This is a genomic window from Mycobacterium sp. E2699, from assembly GCF_001666745.1.
Lineage (GTDB): Bacteria > Actinomycetota > Actinomycetes > Mycobacteriales > Mycobacteriaceae > Mycobacterium.
The window spans coordinates 156,057-173,260 of record NZ_LZJH01000088.1 but is presented as its reverse complement, the minus strand read 5'-3'; the positions used below and the strand labels follow the sequence as shown (position 1 = coordinate 173,260).

20 protein-coding genes and 1 pseudogene are annotated in these 17,204 nt (G+C 69.5%); 5 read left to right on the top strand and 16 right to left on the bottom strand.

Features of this window, described 5'->3' with window-relative positions; translation table 11 throughout:
• Positions 1–36: 36 nt before the first annotated feature.
• Genes ispG through dxr form a run of 3 tightly spaced genes read right to left on the bottom strand, consistent with a single transcriptional unit; the run spans position 37 to position 3,630 of the window.
• Positions 37–1,206, bottom strand: a complete 1,170-nt coding sequence (gene ispG, locus A5696_RS15515) for a flavodoxin-dependent (E)-4-hydroxy-3-methylbut-2-enyl-diphosphate synthase (protein ID WP_156738413.1) — start codon at positions 1,204–1,206, stop codon at positions 37–39.
• The gene (locus A5696_RS15510) at positions 1,203–2,420 is read right to left on the bottom strand and encodes an RIP metalloprotease (protein ID WP_067880433.1); all 1,218 of its coding nucleotides are present in this window, start codon (positions 2,418–2,420) and stop codon (positions 1,203–1,205) included. The genes ispG and A5696_RS15510 overlap by 4 nt, the downstream gene beginning before the upstream one ends.
• Before the next feature lie 19 nt (positions 2,421–2,439).
• Entirely contained in the window at positions 2,440–3,630 is a 1,191-nt protein-coding gene (gene dxr, locus A5696_RS15505) for a 1-deoxy-D-xylulose-5-phosphate reductoisomerase (protein ID WP_067880430.1), read from the bottom strand.
• 78 nt (positions 3,631–3,708) lie between these two features.
• Here dxr and A5696_RS28410 point away from each other — a divergent pair, with 78 nt between their 5' ends.
• Positions 3,709–3,963 carry a DUF2631 domain-containing protein gene (locus A5696_RS28410; protein ID WP_082956343.1) on the top strand — a complete coding sequence of 85 codons (255 nt, stop codon included), beginning with the start codon at positions 3,709–3,711 and terminating at the stop codon, positions 3,961–3,963.
• Here the strand turns inward: A5696_RS28410 and A5696_RS15500 are convergent.
• The 6 genes and pseudogenes from A5696_RS15500 to pyrH form a co-directional block, all read right to left on the bottom strand.
• Positions 3,964–4,818 (bottom strand): annotated as a pseudogene (locus tag A5696_RS15500) (cytochrome c biogenesis CcdA family protein); the annotation flags it as partial. It abuts the gene before it with no gap.
• Between the two features lie 4 nt (positions 4,819–4,822).
• Positions 4,823–5,329, bottom strand: a complete 507-nt coding sequence (locus A5696_RS15495) for a protein disulfide oxidoreductase (protein ID WP_156738411.1) — start codon at positions 5,327–5,329, stop codon at positions 4,823–4,825.
• Between the two features lie 207 nt (positions 5,330–5,536).
• Complete coding sequence (gene rlmN / locus A5696_RS15490; RefSeq protein WP_067880427.1) at positions 5,537–6,640, bottom strand: 23S rRNA (adenine(2503)-C(2))-methyltransferase RlmN; 1,104 nt, start codon at positions 6,638–6,640, stop codon at positions 5,537–5,539.
• Between the two features lie 22 nt (positions 6,641–6,662).
• Positions 6,663–7,586: a phosphatidate cytidylyltransferase gene (locus A5696_RS15485; RefSeq protein ID WP_067880424.1), complete on the bottom strand. Its 924-nt coding sequence runs from the start codon at positions 7,584–7,586 to the stop codon at positions 6,663–6,665.
• A gap of 21 nt (positions 7,587–7,607) precedes the next feature.
• Complete coding sequence (gene frr / locus A5696_RS15480; protein ID WP_067880421.1) at positions 7,608–8,165, bottom strand: ribosome recycling factor; 558 nt, start codon at positions 8,163–8,165, stop codon at positions 7,608–7,610.
• Between the two features lie 12 nt (positions 8,166–8,177).
• On the bottom strand, positions 8,178–8,939 hold the full coding sequence (pyrH, locus tag A5696_RS15475) for a UMP kinase (protein ID WP_067880418.1): 762 nt from the start codon (positions 8,937–8,939) through the stop codon (positions 8,178–8,180).
• A 359-nt stretch (positions 8,940–9,298) separates the two neighbouring features.
• Between pyrH and A5696_RS15470 the strand changes: the two genes are divergently transcribed.
• Both A5696_RS15470 and A5696_RS15465 read left to right on the top strand, forming a co-directional pair.
• A complete protein-coding gene (locus A5696_RS15470) occupies positions 9,299–9,541 on the top strand; it encodes a CsbD family protein (protein WP_066909539.1) in 243 nt (80 codons plus the stop codon).
• Positions 9,542–9,741: 200 nt separating this feature from the next.
• Positions 9,742–10,500 (top strand): winged helix-turn-helix domain-containing protein, encoded by a 759-nt coding sequence (locus A5696_RS15465; protein ID WP_067880415.1) that lies wholly within the window; start codon positions 9,742–9,744, stop codon positions 10,498–10,500.
• 18 nt (positions 10,501–10,518) lie between these two features.
• Here the strand turns inward: A5696_RS15465 and A5696_RS15460 are convergent, their stop codons facing one another.
• Together A5696_RS15460 and A5696_RS15455 are read right to left on the bottom strand one after the other, a co-directional pair.
• Complete coding sequence (locus A5696_RS15460; RefSeq protein WP_067880412.1) at positions 10,519–11,454, bottom strand: lysophospholipid acyltransferase family protein; 936 nt, start codon at positions 11,452–11,454, stop codon at positions 10,519–10,521.
• 96 nt (positions 11,455–11,550) lie between these two features.
• Positions 11,551–12,111: an MPT63 family protein gene (locus A5696_RS15455; RefSeq protein ID WP_067880409.1), complete on the bottom strand. Its 561-nt coding sequence runs from the start codon at positions 12,109–12,111 to the stop codon at positions 11,551–11,553.
• 345 nt (positions 12,112–12,456) lie between these two features.
• Here A5696_RS15455 and A5696_RS15450 point away from each other — a divergent pair, with 345 nt between their 5' ends.
• The gene (locus A5696_RS15450) at positions 12,457–13,290 is read left to right on the top strand and encodes an SDR family oxidoreductase (protein WP_067880405.1); all 834 of its coding nucleotides are present in this window, start codon (positions 12,457–12,459) and stop codon (positions 13,288–13,290) included.
• Positions 13,291–13,300: 10 nt separating this feature from the next.
• Here the strand turns inward: A5696_RS15450 and A5696_RS29190 are convergent, their stop codons facing one another.
• From A5696_RS29190 to A5696_RS15430, 4 genes are all read right to left on the bottom strand, one after another.
• Positions 13,301–13,726, bottom strand: a complete 426-nt coding sequence (locus tag A5696_RS29190; RefSeq protein WP_067880402.1) for a hypothetical protein — start codon at positions 13,724–13,726, stop codon at positions 13,301–13,303.
• A gap of 121 nt (positions 13,727–13,847) precedes the next feature.
• A complete protein-coding gene (locus A5696_RS15440; protein ID WP_067880398.1) occupies positions 13,848–14,114 on the bottom strand; it encodes a DUF2795 domain-containing protein in 267 nt (88 codons plus the stop codon).
• Positions 14,115–14,158: 44 nt separating this feature from the next.
• Complete coding sequence (locus A5696_RS15435; RefSeq protein WP_067880395.1) at positions 14,159–14,572, bottom strand: ChaB family protein; 414 nt, start codon at positions 14,570–14,572, stop codon at positions 14,159–14,161.
• A 17-nt stretch (positions 14,573–14,589) separates the two neighbouring features.
• Positions 14,590–15,126, bottom strand: a complete 537-nt coding sequence (locus tag A5696_RS15430) for a DUF1360 domain-containing protein (RefSeq protein ID WP_067880392.1) — start codon at positions 15,124–15,126, stop codon at positions 14,590–14,592.
• Positions 15,127–15,251: 125 nt separating this feature from the next.
• On the opposite strand from A5696_RS15430, the gene A5696_RS15425 reads away from it, so the two are divergent.
• Entirely contained in the window at positions 15,252–15,671 is a 420-nt protein-coding gene (locus tag A5696_RS15425) for a MarR family winged helix-turn-helix transcriptional regulator (protein WP_067880389.1), read from the top strand.
• A 93-nt stretch (positions 15,672–15,764) separates the two neighbouring features.
• On the opposite strand, the gene A5696_RS15420 is transcribed toward A5696_RS15425, so the two are convergent.
• Positions 15,765–17,180: an amidase gene (locus A5696_RS15420; RefSeq protein ID WP_067880385.1), complete on the bottom strand. Its 1,416-nt coding sequence runs from the start codon at positions 17,178–17,180 to the stop codon at positions 15,765–15,767.
• Positions 17,181–17,204 lie beyond the last annotated feature (24 nt).

Below are 17,204 nucleotides of genomic sequence, written 5' to 3'. Positions count from 1 at the left end.
CGAAAAGACGATCAGTGCAGGGGCACAAAACCCCTATCAGCTTACGGTCACAATCGGCGAACCGCTCGATTCTGTTCCAACACCGTGATCGTCGCCCATCTCGGCGGCCAGCCGCATGGCCTCCTCGATGAGCGTCTCGACGATCTGGGCTTCCGGCACGGTCTTGATCACCTCGCCCCGAACAAAGATCTGTCCCTTGCCATTTCCCGACGCGACACCCAGGTCGGCCTCGCGGGCCTCCCCCGGGCCGTTGACGACACAGCCCATCACGGCCACCCGCAGCGGCACGTCGAGCCCGTCCAGCCCGGCGGTGACCTCGTTGGCCAGGGTGTAGACGTCGACCTGCGCGCGGCCGCACGACGGACACGACACGATCTCCAGCCCGCGCGGCCGCAGGTTCAGCGACTCGAGGACCTGGATGCCGACCTTGACCTCCTCGACCGGCGGCGCGGACAGCGACACCCGGATGGTGTCGCCGATGCCCTTCGACAGCAGCGCCCCGAATGCGACCGCGGACTTGATGGTGCCCTGGAACGCCGGGCCCGCCTCGGTGACCCCGAGGTGCAGTGGATAGTCGCACTGGGCCGCCAGCTGCTCGTAGGCCGCGACCATGACGACGGGGTCGTTGTGCTTGACGCTGATCTTGATGTCGCCGAAGCCGTGCTCCTCGAACAGCGAGGCCTCCCACAGCGCCGACTCGACCAGCGCCTCGGGCGTGGCCTTGCCGTACTTCTCCAGGAACCGCTTGTCCAGCGAGCCGGCGTTGACGCCGATGCGGATCGGGATGCCGGCCGCGGCGGCGGCCTTGGCGACCTCGCCGACCCGGCCGTCGAATTCCTTGATGTTGCCCGGGTTCACCCGCACCGCGGCGCAGCCGGCGTCGATGGCGGCGAAGATGTACTTCGGCTGGAAGTGGATGTCGGCGATCACCGGGATCTGGCTGTGCCGGGCGATCTCGGCCAGCGCGTCGGCGTCCTCCTGGCGCGGGCAGGCCACCCGCACGATGTCGCAGCCCGCCGCCGTCAACTCGGCGATCTGCTGCAGCGTCGTGTTGACGTCGTGGGTCTTGGTGGTGCACATCGACTGCACCGAGATCGGGTGGTCGCTGCCGACCCCGACGTCGCGGACCATCAGTTGGCGGGTCGGACGCCGCGGCGCCAGCGTGGGCGGCGGGGCGTCCGGCATGCCGAGGCCAACGCGGCTCATTGGAACAGCCTGATCGGGTTGACGAGGTCGGCGGTCACGGTCAGCAGCATGTAGCCGACCACGAACACCAGCACCACGTAGGTGGCGGGCATCAACTTGAGGTAGTTCACCGGCGCGGCCGCGACCATGCCCCGGGCCGAGCGGATCAGGTTGCGCACCCTCTCGAACAGCGCGATCGCGATGTGCCCGCCGTCGAAGGGCAGCAGCGGCACCAGGTTGATCGCGCCCAGGATGAGGTTCAGCTGGGCCAGGAAGAACCAGAACGCCACCCACAGCCCGTGGTCGACGGTGTCGCCGCCGATGATGCTGGCCCCGACCACGCTCATCGGCGTCTGCGGGTCGCGCTGGCCGCCGCCGATGGCGTGCACCAGCGCGCCCACCTTCGTCGGGATCGTGACCAGCGCCTTGCCCACCTCGACGGTCAGGTCACCGGCGAAGGCGAAGGTGGCCGGGATGGCCGACAGCACGTTGTAGTGCGTCGGCGGGGTCTTGACGGCGCCGACGCCGATGGCACCGACGGTGGCGGCCTCGGGCTTGGCGCCCTTCGCCCCCGTGGTCACGTAGCGCTGCGTGGGGGTGACGTCGACGTAGGTGGTGATGGTGGCGCCGTCGCGCTCGACGACGACGGGGACGACGCCGTGGGACTTGCGCACGGCGGCGGCCATGTCCTCGAACGTCGACACCGGGGTGTCGGCGACCTTGACGACGACGTCGCCGGCGCGGATTCCCGCGAGCGCCGCCGGACCCGGCCCGGTGCAGTTGCCGACCTTGCCCGGCGCCACTTCCGGTGCGACGCAAGCGGTTTCGCCCACCACGGCCCGGGTCGGCGGGTGCAGGTTGGGCAGCCCCCAGACGAGCGCGATGCCGTAGATCAGCACCAGGCAGATGACGAAGTTCATGCCCGGGCCGGCGAACAGCGTCGCGACCCGCTTCCAGGTCGCCTGCTTGTACATCGCGCGGTCGGCCTCGTCGGGCGCCAGGTCCTCGACCGGGGTCATGCCCGCGATGTCGCAGAAGCCGCCCAGCGGGATGGCCTTGACGCCGTATTCGATCTCACCGCGCCGGGTCGACCACAGCGTGGGCCCGAACCCGACGAAGTAGCGGCGCACCTTCATGCCGGTGCCCCGGGCGACCCACATGTGGCCGCATTCGTGCAGCGCCACCGAGATCAGGATGGCGAGCGCGAACAGCACAATGCCGACAACGAACATCATCAGGCTGCTACGACCTTTCTCACACCATTCCCGAGACTTTGTGGGCACCCGCCAGGGCGAGTGCGCGCTGCGCCCGCTCCCTCGCCCAGCGCTGCGCGTCGAGTACCTCATCCACGTTAGCGGGTGAAAGCGCCCATTGGTCGGCGGCGTGCAGCACGTCGGCGATGGTTTTGACGATGGCGGGGAAGCCGATGCGGCCTTGCAGGAACGCCTCCGCCGCCTCTTCGTTGGCCGCGTTGTAGACGGCGGTCATGCAGCCGCCGATCCGGCCGGCGTGGCGGGCCAGCTCCACGGCGGGGAAAACCGCGCTGTCCAGCGGCTCGAATTCCCAGCTAGAGGCGGTGGTGAAGTCGCAGGCGGCTGCCGCCCCTGGCACCCGGTCGGGCCAGCCCAGGGCCAGCGAGATGGGCAGCTTCATGTCCGGCGGGCTGGCCTGCGCGATCGTCGAGCCGTCGACGAAGGTGACCATCGAATGAACAATCGACTGGGGGTGCACGACCACGTCGATGCGGTCGTAGGGAATGCCGAACAGCAGGTGGGTTTCGATGAGCTCGAGCCCCTTGTTGACCAGCGACGCCGAGTTCAGCGTGTTCATCGGGCCCATCGACCAGGTGGGGTGGGCGCCCGCCTGCTCGGGCGTGACGGCCTCGAGGTCGGCGGCGGTCCAGCCGCGGAACGGGCCGCCCGAGGCGGTCAGCACCAGCCTGGCCACCTCGTTGGGGCTGCCGCCGCGCAGGCACTGGGCCAGCGCGGAGTGTTCGGAGTCGACGGGCACGATCTGGCCCGGCCGCGCCGCCCGCAAGACCAGCGGTCCCCCGGCGATCAGCGACTCCTTGTTGGCCAGCGCCAGCCGGGCCCCGGAATCCAGCGCGGCCAGCGTCGGCCGCAGGCCCAGGGCCCCGACCAGGGCGTTGAGCACGACGTCGACTCCGCTGGTCTCCTCGACCAGGCGGGTGACCGCGTCCGGGCCGCTGTAGGGGACGTCCCCGAGCTGCGCCGCCGCGCGCTCGTCGGCGATGGCCACGTTCGTCACCCCGGTCTCGGCGCGCTGCCGCGCCACCGCCTCCGGGTTGGCGCCGCCGGCGGCGAGCCCGACCACCTCGAAACGGTCGGGGTTGGCCGCGATGACCTCGAGCGCCTGGGTGCCGATCGAGCCGGTGCTGCCCAGCACCAGCACGCGCAGCCGGCGCTCGGTGGTCGCGTTCGTCACTCACCCATTGTGCCCGCTCGAGTCCCGCGGCGGGTGTGCCAGAATCTCCCTACCAGCCGATCACGAAGGGGATTCGCCGTGGCCAGTACCGAGGTGGAGCACTACAACGGCGTCGACGTCGCCGAGGTGCCGTCCGCTGCGTGGGGATGGAGCAAGATCAACGTCCGCACCTGGCACGCCACCGGGCTGTTCATCGTGATCTTCCTGCTGGCGATGCTGCGCGGAAACCACGTCGGTCACATCGAGAACTGGTTTTTGATCGGGTTCGCCGCCCTCACGATCTTCGTTTTGGTGCGCGACTGGTGGGGCCGCCGACGCGGCTGGCTCAGGTAGCCGCCGCACCCGACGGCGCCGGGCGGCGGCGAACGCCCCCGCCACCAGCACGCCCAGGGCCACCGCCCAGGGCGCGGCGCCGTGTTGGTGCACCCACCCGGCCAGCGCGCCCTGCAGCCGCCCGGCCGAGGCGATCACCGCGTCCTGCGGGTTCGCGTTGCCGGTGAAGAGGCGCAACTCGTAGACGCCGTAGTAGCCGACATACAGCCCGACCAGCACCAGCAGCGCACCGCCGACGCGGCTGACGAACGGCAGGAGACGGCGCAGCCGGTCGGCCAGGGCCGAGCCGGCCGTCCCCGCCGCGATCGCCAGGACCCCCACGACCAGGGTCAGGCCCGCGACGTAGGCGAGATAGATCGAGACGCCCGTCACCACTGATCCGCCCCGCAAGCCGGCCGCTGTGACCGCGAGGAACGGCCCGAGCGTGCACGACAGCGAGGCGACGGCATAGCTGACGCCGTACGAATACATCGACGCCAGCCGCACGGTCGGCGCCCACCGCGGGCCGAGCGGCCGCGGCGTGAGCGCCGTCAGCTCGCGACCCGACAGCAGCCAAACCCCGAGGGCGACAAGCACGACGCCGATCGCCGCGGTTCCGTAGGGCAGGTAGCGCTGCACGGTGCCGGCCGCCGAAATGGTCAGCGCGCCGAACGCCCCGAACACCGTCAAGAAGCCCAGCGCCATTCCGGCGGTGGCGCCCAGCGCGCGGCCCAGCGCAGCCGGAGCCCGCCGTTCGCCGGACCGCTGCCCCCGCACCACGAGGAGCAGGTAGGCGGGCAGCATGGCAAACCCGCAGGGGTTCAGCGCCGCGACCAATCCGGCGGCGAAGGCCAGGCCGATCAGACCCCGATCCACGGCGTCAGCGCAGCGCGGCCACCCGGCCGGCCAGCTCGTTCTGGGGCATGGCCGCGGTGGGGTTGTTGACGAACGTCGAGCTGCCGTCGGCGCGGTAGAACACGTAGGCCGGTTGCCAGGGGACGTGGTAGCGGGCCCAGATCGAGCCGTCGGCGTCGTTGAGGTTGGTGAAATTCAGGGTGTACTTGGAGACGAAGTTCTGCATGGCCCCGACGTCCGAGTGCGCCGCGATGCCGACGAACGTGACGCCGGGATTGGCGGCCGCCACCTGGCTGACGCCGGGGGCCTCGGCGTTGCAGAAGGGGCACCACGGCGTCCAGAACCACAGCACCGCCGGCTTGCCCTGCAGGGCGGCCCCGTTGAACGGAGCCCCGCCGAGCGTGGTGGCGCTGAACTGCAGGCGATCGTCGGCGGCCGCCGAGCGCGGCGCCTCGGCCAGGCCGAAGATCAGGGCAACGGCGACAGCGGCCGCGGCAAACAACTTGAGCGGCGAGAACAAGCGAACCATCACGGCATCCCCTCGTTTGCTGGTGTATGCCCTAAAGACGTGTTCGGCGCCGCTGAGGTTCATCCTTCGGCTCATCCGCCGATCTCCCGCCGAGCGTGAAACCAGAGCGAAAATTTCGCGGAAAACTCGCCACAGCTTCACGTTCGGCGCCGCTACCCGCCTTCGGCGGCCAGCTGTCCGCAGGCCCGGGCCGAATCGCCTGCGCTCCAGCTAGCCGCCTTCGGCGGCCAGCTGTCCGCAGGCGGCGCTGATCTCACGCCCCCGCGTATCCCGCACCGTGCAGGACACCCCGGCCGCGCGGACCCGCCGCACGAATTCCCGCTCGACCGCCTTCGGGCTGGCGTCCAACTCGCTGCCCGGGGTCGGGTTGAGCGGGATGAGGTTGACGTGCACCAGCGGGCCGAGCGCGCGGTGCAACCGCTCGCCCAGCAGGTCGGCCCGCCAGGGCTGATCGTTGACGTCGCGGATCAGGGCGTACTCCACCGACACCCGCCGACCGGTCACGTCGGCGTAATACCGGGCCGCTTCTAGCGCCTCGGCGATCTTCCACCGGTTGTTGACGGGGACCAGGGTGTCGCGCAGCTCGTCGTCGGGCGCGTGCAACGACAGCGCCAGCGTCACCGCGAGGCGTTCGTCGGCGAGCTTGCGGATCGCCGGGGCCAGGCCGACGGTGGAAACCGTCACCGACCGGGCCGAGATGCCGAAGCCGTGCGGCGGCGGCTCGGTGATGCGCCGCACCGCGGCCAGCACCCGGGCGTAGTTGGCCAGCGGCTCGCCCATGCCCATGAAGACCACGTTCGACAGCCGGTCACCGAAGTCGTCCCGCAGCGCCGCCGCGGCCGCCCGCACCTGTTCGAGGATCTCGGCGGTGGACAGGTTGCGGGTCAGCCCGCCCTGTCCCGTCGCGCAGAACGGGCAGGCCATGCCGCACCCCGCCTGCGACGAGATGCACACCGTGTTGCGGTCCGGGTAGCGCATGAGCACCGACTCGACCGTGGCCCCAGCAGGATCGTTGACGGCCCGCCACAACGTCTTTCGCGTCTGCCCTTCGTCACAGGTGACCTCGGCCGCCGCGGTGAGCAGCGTCGGGAACATCGCCTCCGCGATCACGTCACGCACGGCCGCGGGAAGATCCGTCATCTGGTGCGGGTCGGCGATCAGCCGGCCGTAGTACTGGTGAGCGAGCTGCTTGGCGCGAAAGGCCGGCAGGCCGAGCTCGGCGACGGCCGACGCGCGGCCCGCCGCGTCGAGGTCGGCCAGGTGCCGCGGCGGCTTGCCCGGGCGCGGTTCGGTGAAAACCAATTGTTGGACCATGACCCGTCCAGTATCGGCCACCTCAGCGCACGAGCGTCAGGATCGTCCACGTCGCGACCGCCGAGGGCAGCACCCCGTCGAGCCGGTCCATCAACCCGCCGTGACCGGGCAGCAGCCGGCCCATGTCCTTGATGCCGAGGTCGCGCTTGATCTGGGACTCCACCAGGTCGCCCAGCGTGCAGGTGATGACCAGCACCACACCCAGCAACGCGCCGACCCACAGCGGTCTGTGGGCCAGCAGGGTCGCGGTGAGGATCGCGGCCGTGATGCCGAAGACCAACGAACCGGCGAACCCCTCCCAGGACTTCTTCGGGCTGATCGCCGGAACCATCGGATGCTTGCCCAGCAGCACGCCGACGGCGTAGCCGCCCACGTCGGAGGCGACGACGGTGATCATCAGGCAGAACACCCGTCCGGCGCCGTCCTTCGGGTACACCAGCATCGCGGCGAACGAGGCGAACAGCGGCACCCAGGCCGCCAGGAAGACGGTCGCGGACGCGTCGCGCAGGTAGTTCGCCGAGGGCGAACCGGCGAACGGCTCCGGCCGCTTGCTGTTGTCCTGCTGGAACAGCCGCCACACCATGCAGGCGACGACGGTGGCCCCGAAGCCGGCCAGCGCGCCGGCGGAGCGGTACGGCCAGGTCAGCCAGAGGGTGACCTGCCCGCCGATCAGCAGCGGGATGAGCGGGATGACGTAGCCGGCCTCGCGCAGCCGGCGCACCACCTCGTGGCTGGCGACGAGGATGGCCCCGGAGCACAGCACCACCCACAGGCGCGGGGCGAACACCAGCGTCACAACGAGGACGCTGCCGATGCTGACGCCCACCGCGATCGCCGCGCGCAGGTCGCGTCCGGCCCGCGAGGTCTTCTTGGCCGGCTGCTGCGTCGTCTCCTCGGCCCCCCGCCCCGGCTCGTCGGACGGGGTGCCTGCGCCGGTAGTCACCACGGATAGGTTGCTGAGCGGCCGCTAGACCTCCAGCAGCTCGCCTTCTTTGTGCTTGACCAGCTCATCGATCTGGGTGACGTACTGCTGGGTGGTCTTGTCCAGATCCTTTTCGGCCCGGCCGACCTCGTCCTCGCCGGCTTCGCCGTCCTTGCGGATGCGGTGCAGCTCCTCCATGGCCTTGCGGCGGATGTTGCGCACCGACACCCGGGCCTCTTCCCCCTTGTGCTTGGCCTGCTTGACCAGCTCGCGGCGGCGCTCCTCGGTCAGCTGCGGCACCGCCACCCGGATCAGCGTGCCGTCGTTGGTCGGATTCACGCCCAGGTCGGAGTTGCGGATCGCCGTCTCGATGGCGTGCAGCTGATTCGCCTCATAGGGCTTGATGACGACGAGCCGCGCCTCGGGGACGTTGATGCTGGCCAGCTGGGTGATCGGGGTGTGGGTGCCGTAGTAGTCGATCACGATCCGGGAGAACATGCCGGGGTTGGCACGCCCGGTCCGGATGGTTGACAGGTCGTCACGGGCCACGGATACGGCCTTCTCCATTTTCTCTTCGGCGTCGAAGAGAGCCTCGTCGATCATCGCGTCTTCCCCTCAGGTGGTGACCAGCGTCCCGATCTTCTCACCCGCGACCGCGCGAGCGATATTGCCACTGGTCAGCAGGTTGAACACCAGGATCGGCATGCCATTGTCCATGCACAGGCTGAACGCGGTGGCATCGGCCACGCGCAGCCCGCGGTCGATGACCTCGCGATGGCTGATCGCGGTGATCAGCTCGGCCTCGGGGTTGATCCGCGGGTCCGCGGAAAAGACCCCGTCGACCGCCTTGGCCATCAAGACCACCTCGGCTCCGATCTCCAGCGCCCGCTGCGCGGCCGTGGTGTCCGTGGAGAAGTACGGCAGGCCCATGCCGGCCCCGAAGATCACGACCCGTCCCTTCTCCAGGTGGCGGACGGCCCGCAGCGGCAGGTAGGGCTCGGCCACCTGACCCATCGTGATCGCGGTCTGCACGCGGGTGACGATGCCCTCCTTTTCCAGGAAGTCCTGCAGCGCCAGGCTGTTCATGACCGTGCCCAGCATGCCCATGTAGTCCGACCGGGTGCGCTCCATGCCGCGCTGCTGGAGCTGCGCGCCCCGGAAGAAGTTGCCGCCGCCGATCACCACCGCGACCTGCACGCCGCCGCGGACCACCTCGGCGATCTGGCGGGCGACCTGCGCCACCACGTCGGGATCCAGGCCGACCTGGCCGCCGCCGAACATTTCGCCACCGAGTTTGAGCAAGACCCTCGAATACTTGGATCGACTCTCCGGTGACGACGGCGGTACGCCGTTGGCACTTCTCGTCGGCTCCGTCATCAGACTCCTCGCCATGAGAGTGCCATCCCGGGCGAACTCATCCGGAACGGCATTTCACATCCTGCCTCATCGCAACACAATGCGGCGTCGGTGGGGTGCATTATCTGCACACTTGGCGAATTCACGGGATTGTCGGGTGCTTCGGCCCACGTCGATCCGGCCGTCCACGCCGGCGCGGCTTTGCTTCCGGCGCCGGATGTTTGAGCGGGCGGCGGCATGGAGAATAGGCACCATCGCGGGGGGCGAAGCCAGCGGTCTTGAGAATAAGGACCACGCCCCGCCGTGTGACGGGTCGGTCGTTTCGGCGATCGGCGCTGAGCAGTTGCTCAAGTACGGACGCCAATGAGGAGGAACAATTCATGGCGGACAACGAGAACAAGTCGGGACCTGCGGAAGCGGTCAAGGGCGTCGTCGAGGACGTCAAGGGCAAGGCGAAGGAAGCCGTCGGCGCGGTGACCGGGCGTGACGACCTCACGCGCGAAGGCCAGGCCCAGCAGGACAAGGCCGAAGCTCAGCGCGACGCGGCCAAGAAGGAAGCCGAGGCGGAGGCCGCGCGCGGCGGCGCCAAGGCAGCCGAGGAGCGCCAGAAGGCCAACCAGTAGCGCTTGTCGCAAGGATGGGTCCGGTCCGTGCCAACGGGCCGGACCCATCGGCTTTCCCCGACCAGAGCATTGACCCCGCGAACGCGGACAATAAACTTTGCATAGTTTGGCTCTGATTCGGGTACTCAGCGCTGCGCTGGCAGACATCTCGCCGTGAGGTGCCTACGGGTGGGGGGCGATACAAACTCACGAGTTTGGAGATGTCGTTGGACGTTTTACTTCTTACGGACGAAGACGACTTCGAATCGGCCCTGCCCACCCTGCGGTCGTTCACCCACTCGGTGCGGCGCCTGCCCCTCACCGACGGCGTCGACGAGCATCGCGCTGACGCCGACGTCGCGATCATCGATGCGCGCACCGACGTCGACTCCGCCCGCAGCGCCTGTCGCCGGCTGGCCTCCGCGGCACCGTCCGTCGCGGTGGTGGCCGTCGTGGCGCCGGCGGACTTCGTCGCGGTGGACGTCGACTTGCACTTCGACGACGTGCTGCTGCCCGCCGCCGGGGCCGACGAGCTGCAGGCGCGGCTGCGGCTGGCGATCTCGCGCCGGCGCAGCGCGCTCGACGGCATCCTGAAATTCGGCGACCTGTTGCTGCACCCCGCGAGCTTCACGGGCTCACTCGGCGGCGCGGACCTGGGCCTGACGCTCACCGAGTTCAAGTTGCTGAATTTCCTTGTGCAACATGCCGGCCGGGCGTTCACCCGCACCCGGCTGATGCACGAGGTGTGGGGCTACGACTGCAGCGGGCGCGTCCGCACGGTCGACGTGCACGTGCGGCGGCTGCGGGCCAAGCTGGGGCCCGAACACGAGTCGATGATCGACACCGTCCGCGGGGTCGGCTACATGGCGGCCACGCCCCCCCAACCCGAATGGATCCTCGGCAGCGGGTCGACGCTGGCTCCGCTCTGGACGTCGACGACACGCCCCGCCACCGACCACGAAACGGCCGGCCGCGCATAGCTTTTCGCCGGTCCCGGTTCACGCGAACAGCGGCAGCGCCCGCTTTCGCGCCAGGGCGTCCATGCCTTCCTGGATCGAGTCCTCGACCTCGTGGTACTTGCGCTCGACGTAGGCGTCGTCCTCTGCGCGCGCCGGATCGTGGTCGACCTCGACGGCCGGCATGAACCGGGTCCTGATCTTGGCCGGCAGCGGCAGCTGCGGCAGCGCCGCTGGCGCGATCCCCCACGGCAGGGAGACCGCCAGCGGGAACACCTTGAGCCGCAACACCCGGTCGAGCCTCAGCGCCTTCGACAGGCGGTCGCCGCGGATCAGCACCGGCATCGCGTCGGCGCCGCCGACGGTGGCGATCGGCACGATCGGCACGCCGGCGCGAATCGCCATCTTCACGAAGCCCTTTCGCCCCGCAAGGTTGGCGCGGTCGCGCTCGGTCCACGGCCGCAGCGAGTCCACTTCCCCGCCGGGCCACAGCGCCACGTCGCGCCCCTCGGCCAGCGCCGTGGCGATCGCGTCCGGGGCGGCCGGCAGCACGCCCATGGAACGGAAGTAACGCCCGAAGATCGGGATCGCCATCAGCGCGTCGTGCGCCGTGCCGTGCAGCGGGCGGTCCTGGCCGAAGCGCCGCCACCATTGCAGCCCGACGGTCCAGGCGTCCCAGACGAACGGGGCGCCGGAATGGATGCCCACCAGCAGCGCCGGGGGTGCGGGGATGTTCTCCCAGCCGTCGATCTCCATGCGAAACCAGTAGTCCACCAGCACATTCCAGAAGAATTTCTGGCGCTGCAGGGTGGCCTCGTCCTGGCCGCTGAGGTCCCACCTGCCGGCGCGCTCGGCGAGCCAGCCTGCGAGCCCGCCATCCTGCTTGCTGCGCCGCTCGTCCATCGTCACCCGCGCCCGCTTGGCGTGGAGCTTGGCTTGTGCACGTATTTCGGCTGGCCTGTGATCGGGATTACTCATAGGGGTCGGGTACCCGATTCGGTCGCGCGGGATTCCCCGCAGACGCAAAATCTCCCCGCGCCAATTGGGGAGGCGCGGGGAGATGGTTGCGACCGATCAGGTATGCGGCGCCGGCGCCGGCGGTTGGCCCGGTGCCGGGCTCGCGTTCGGCGGTGCGCCGGGCGTCGAGGCGCCCGGGACGTTCGACGTCCAGATCAGGACGTCTTGCAGCCCGTCGTTGTAGACGACGCCGTTAGGCGGCGCCCCGGTCACGTCGAAGTACAGCGTGCCGGTCGACTCTTGGCCCTGCGGGATCGGCGCCGGGTTCAGGCTGCCCGGAGCGCCGGCCTTGTCGATCAGCTTGTACGTCTGACCGTTGGGCCCGCGGGCGCTGAAGTCCTTGACCATCGGGGTGACGAGTCCGGCGTCCGACCGGGCGGTGATGTCCGCCTGGTAGAGCGTCCCCTTGGGGGTGTAGCCCGGAATCGAGACGTTGCTCGGCTGCAGGTTGCTCACCGTGTAGTTGGTGATCATGGGCCCGTCGACGAGCTGTTCGCTGGTGCCGAAGCCCTGGATGTTGGGCGGCGCAGCGGAAGCGGTTGCTGCTGCGAAAACGCCAGCGGCCGCGATGCCCCCGGCGGCAATGGCACTCTTGACAGCGGTTTTTGTGACCTTCATGGTATTCCTTTCGTGTCGAACAATCGCTCCCACTTAGGGCGATAACCGCACTCCGAAGGCATAACCGCTCGGCCGCGAAGGTAAACCCCAGGTATCGGCCGAATTCCGCATAAGTCGGTCCTCAGCTGCATTTACCGCGCCGTTGTTGCTTTATCCCGCAGCCCCTTTCGCGTCACAGAATTCACATTTGCATCATTGCCATCACCGCTGGAACCGGCGATCAGTTCCGCCACCGAGGGGTAGCCGCACCGAGAGAGCCGCGGTGAAGAGCCGCTTACAGCGCGCGGGTGCCCCGTGAATCCTGAAGCGGCGCGAAAAGCGAAAGCGCGAAAGGACGAGTCACAAATGAGTTTTGCGGCGCAGCAACAAGAAGTTCCGGGCGTGCAGGCGCGAATGGATCCCGTGCCCGACTGCGGCGAAAAAAGTTACCGGGGCTCGGGAAAGCTGACGGGAAAAAGGGCGATCATCACCGGCGGCGATAGCGGCATAGGCCGCGCCGTCGCCATCGCGTTCGCCCGCGAAGGCGCCGACGTCCACCTCAACGAGGACGATGACGCGCGGGATGTCGCCCGTTACGTCGAGGATGCCGGCCGCACCTGCGTGCTGGTCCGCGGCGACCTCTCCGACGCCGACCAATGCCGCGCCGTGGTTGCGCGGGCGGTCGAGGAATTCGGTGGGGTAGACATCCTGGTCAACAACGCCGCGTTCCAGATGATGCACAAGCGCCTCGACGAAATCAGCGACGAGGAATGGGACTACACGTTCCGGCTCAACGTCGGGGCATACTTCCACCTCGCCAAGGCCGCCGTGGCGCACATGAGGCCGGGCTCGTCGATCATCGGAAGTTCCTCGGTCAATTCCGATACGCCCAACCCCACCCTGGCGCCCTACGCCGCGACCAAGGCGGCCATCGCCAACTTCTCGGCCAGCCTCGCCCAGTTGCTGGGCGACAAGGGAATTCGGGTCAACAGCGTGGCACCGGGCCCGATATGGACACCGCTCATCCCGTCGACCATGCCACCGCAGAGCGTCGAGTCGTTCGGCGACAACGTGCCGCTGGGGCGCGCGGGCCAACCGGCCGAGTTGGCGGCGCCGATCTATGTGCTGCTGGCCTCCGACGACGCGAGCTACATCTCCGGGGCGCGGGTCGCCGTGACGGGCGGCCGGCCGATTCTCTAGGCGTCGCAATTCATGGACGGAACGGGCACGCGGCGCCCGGGGTCCAGCCAAGCGGGACCGCCGGGTTGGCCGGGTCCGGCGGGCACACCCGGCTGCACTGGGTCCCCCCGAAGCCGAGTACCGAGACGCTGACGCAGTGGTCGTAGCTGCCGTCGGGGTACGGGTTGCTGTCGCAGTAGGTGCCACCGCCCCACGGTGTCCATCCGCCCTGACACCCGGCCGTCGGCATGCTGTCGGGCCCGGCGAGCGGGCCGTCCGTGGATGTCAAAGGCGCACCGGCGCAAAGGAGTCCGGCCTCAGCGGAGGCCGGGCGGTCATCGTCGAGGTCGTCGCCGCGGTGTTGCCTACTGAATGTGAAGCCGCCGAACGCCACGGCCGCCGCCACCAGGCTGGCAGTGAATCCGGCACCCCAGGCCGGCGCAACGCCGTCCTTCATGACACTTCCTATCTGGCACGGCCGAACGCGAATGCTTGCGCACCGTTGCGCAAGTCTGAGCGACGGGCTCGATCGGCAGATAGGGCCTCAGGTCACATGGGGCAGGGCACTCGGTAGGCGCTCAGGATCCCCGGTTTTCGCCCAACTCCTCGACGATCGGGCCCTGGGCGGCGTTGCCTGCGTCGTCGTTGTCGTCGGCGATCGTCACGGACGCGGCGACCTGACCGACGTTGGTGTAGGTCTCGGGTGGTATCCCACGCAGCGCGCGGACGGTGTCGTCGTCGCAGCCGTTGCGAACGGCGGAATCGATCAGGTCCTGCTTGTTAGCCGGAAAGTCGACGTCTGTGAGGCACTTTCGGAGTTGACTGCGGGTGGTGGTCGCGACCATGGCTGCCGGGATGCCCAGCGGAAGTCGGCCTAAACCCGGCCCGCTCAGCGCCCTCGCACCCGCCGGTTCTCCTTCTTGATCGCCTCGACCAGCTCCGACTTGCTCATCGTCGAGCGGCCGCGCACCTCAAGACGTCGGGCCACGTCGAGCAGGTGCTTCTTGCTGGCGTTGGCGTCGACGCCCTCGGCCGAGCGGCCGGCGTTGTCCAGACCGCCGCCCTCGGCCAGCTCGTCCGACGGACCCTTCTGGTCCTTGGGTTCCCAGTGGTCGCCGACCTTTTCGAAGCTGTGCTTGAGCGCCGAGTAGGCCACCCGGTGGGCGCGCTCCTCGCTGCCGTACTCCTCGGCGGCCGAGTCGTGGGTCTTGGCGAAGGTGCGCTGCGCCTTGGCGTTGGAACGCTGCAGGGTGCTCGGCAGCTCACTTTTCTTCGCCGCGCCGCCTTTGGTGGTCTTGGGCATCGAACCTCCTCGCGTTGTCAGCCCTCGGTGATCTGCTGTGCCTTCGCGTAGGCCAGCTGCAGGAAGTCGGCGCCGGCCAGTGCGGTGAAGGTGCCCGCGATCAGGCGGGTCGGCCTGGGCGCGAAGATCAACCCGATCACGAACGCGGTGGCCACCCACATGTCGAGGCAGAAGGGGCAGGTCAACAGCTCGCCCAGGCTGTGGCGCAGGGCGCTGCCGTGCCGCGTCTCCTCCATCACCTCGGCCGGGCCTCCCGAACCCGCGTACCGGGCGAACGGGGCCCGCAGCGGGCTGGTCACGGCGTCCTTGGACACCGTGCGCGACAACTTGTGGGTGCCGACGGTCACGGTCAGCAGGTCCTGGACGCCCCAGCGCTCGGGTAACCGTCGCCCGGTGGCCGCGGCGATGGCGCCGGTCAGGGCGACGAGGGCACCGTAGATCGCGAGGACCACCGTGTAGCCCTCCAGCGGTCGGGGGCTGTCCCCGCGGTACGCGTCGGCTTCCCGCCGCGCGCGCTCGGCCACCCCTTCGGTGATGCCGGTTGCTTCGCCCATGGGCGCTCCTTCACGTTGTGGATCCCCTGTGGGTTACCCGGTTGGGCGCCCGGGAACCACGATCCGCCGAACCGCACCGGCGCGGGTGCGCATCTGCGCGTCCCGGATATGTCAAGATCACTGACATGGGTCAGGCCGAAGACGCTCCGCTCGGTTTCCTGCTGTACCGGGTGGGAGCCGTTCTGCGCCCGGAGGTTTCCGCGGTGCTGGGGCCGCTGGGCCTCACGCTGCCCGAATTCGTTTGCCTGCGCATCCTTTCGCTGCACCCGGGCATGTCCAGCGCCGAATTGTCCCGGCACACCAACGTCACGCCGCAGGCGATGAACACGGTGCTGCGCGGGCTGGAAGACGTGGGGGCGGTGGAACGGCCGGCGTCGGTGTCCTCCGGGCGGGCGCTGCCGGCCACGCTGACCGGCCAGGGCCGCGCCCTGCTGAAGCGCGCGGAGGCCGCGGTCCGCCTCGCCGATGACCGGATCCTGGCCAAGCTGACCGACGCGCAGCAGCGCGAGTTCAAGCGGATGCTCGAAAAACTCGGATCCGACTAGAGCGCGGCGTAGCCGGGCGCTTGGGGGTATCCCCGCGGAGCCGGGGGACGGGTCGCCGCCATCAGGCCTGGACGGTGGGGGGCCGGGGCCTGATCACGCGTCCTGGATGCGGGCCCACGGCCGCGCCTCTTCGAGCTCGTAGGCGAGTTCCAGCAGCAGCGATTCGTGCCCCAGGTCGGCCGAGAGCATCATGCCCACCGGCATGCCGTCGGCGGATTGGGCCAGCGGCAACGAGACCGCGGGCTCGCCGGTGACGTTGTGCAGCGGGGTGAACGAGACCCAGTCGATGAGCCGCTCGATGACCTGGTGATAGTCGGTCGGCGCCAGATGGCCGATGCGGGGTGTCTCGTCGGCGAGGGTCGGCGTCAGCACCGTGTCGTAGGTGCGGTAGAGCTCGGCGGTGCGCCTGCGTACCCGGCGCAACCGCACGATCGCCAGCGGCAACCGGTGAATGTTGCGGCCGGTGTTTCGCTCCAGCCCCAGCGTCAGGCTGTCCAGTTTGGCGCGGTCGAACGTCTTGCCGAACAAGCGGGGCCCGGTGCGCACCTGCGCCAGCGCCAAAAATCCCCAGTACAGAACGAAATCCTCGACGAAACTGGCCGACACCGGCGGCGTGTCGAGGTACTCGACGCGGTGGCCGAGTTCCTCGAGCAGAGCGGCGGACTTCAGAGTCAGCTCGCGCACCTGCGGACTGGATTCCCGCTGCACCGACCGGGTCAGCACCGCGATCCGCAGCCGCCGCCGCCCGGGACCGGTGACGTCGCCGATCGGCGCCAGCTTGGGGTTGCGCCAGATCCGCTCGGCCTCGCGATAGAACGCCGCGGTGTCGCGCACCGAGCGGGTCACCACGCCGTTGGCGACGATGCCCACGGGCATCCGGCGCAGATGGGGGTCCAGGGGCAGCCGTCCGCGCGACGGCTTGAGCCCGACCAGCCCGTTGCAGGCGGCCGGAATGCGGATCGAGCCGCCGCCGTCGTTGGCGTGCGCGATCGGCACCACGCCGGCGGCGACGAACGCGCCCGACCCCGACGACGAGGCGCCGGCGCTGTAGTCGGTGTCCCACGGGTTGCGGACCGGCCCCAGCCGGGGGTGTTCGGCGGACGCGCTGAAGCCGAATTCCGACAACTGTGTCTTGCCCACCGGGGCCAGCCCGGTGGCCAGGTACAGCCGGGTGAACTCGCTGTCGCTGGTGGCGTTCCAGGGCGTCCACGCGTCGGTGCCGTGCATCGTCGGCTGGCCGGCGACGTCGACGTTGTCCTTGACGAACGTCGGGACGCCTTCAAAAAACCGCGAGAAGCCCGTGCTCGGGCTGCCCGACGCGGCGGCGCGGGCCTGCTGGTAGGCCTTGTGCGCCGTCCCGTTCAGGACCGGGTCGACGGCCTCGGTGCGTGCGATGGCGGCCTCGATGACCTCGGCCCTGCCGACCGACCCGGCCCGGATGGCCTCGGCCACGCCGACAGCGTCGAGATCACCGAGGGCATCGTCAAAGAAGGCGTGGACGCGTCGCATGACACGACGCTAGCCGCTGGCGCC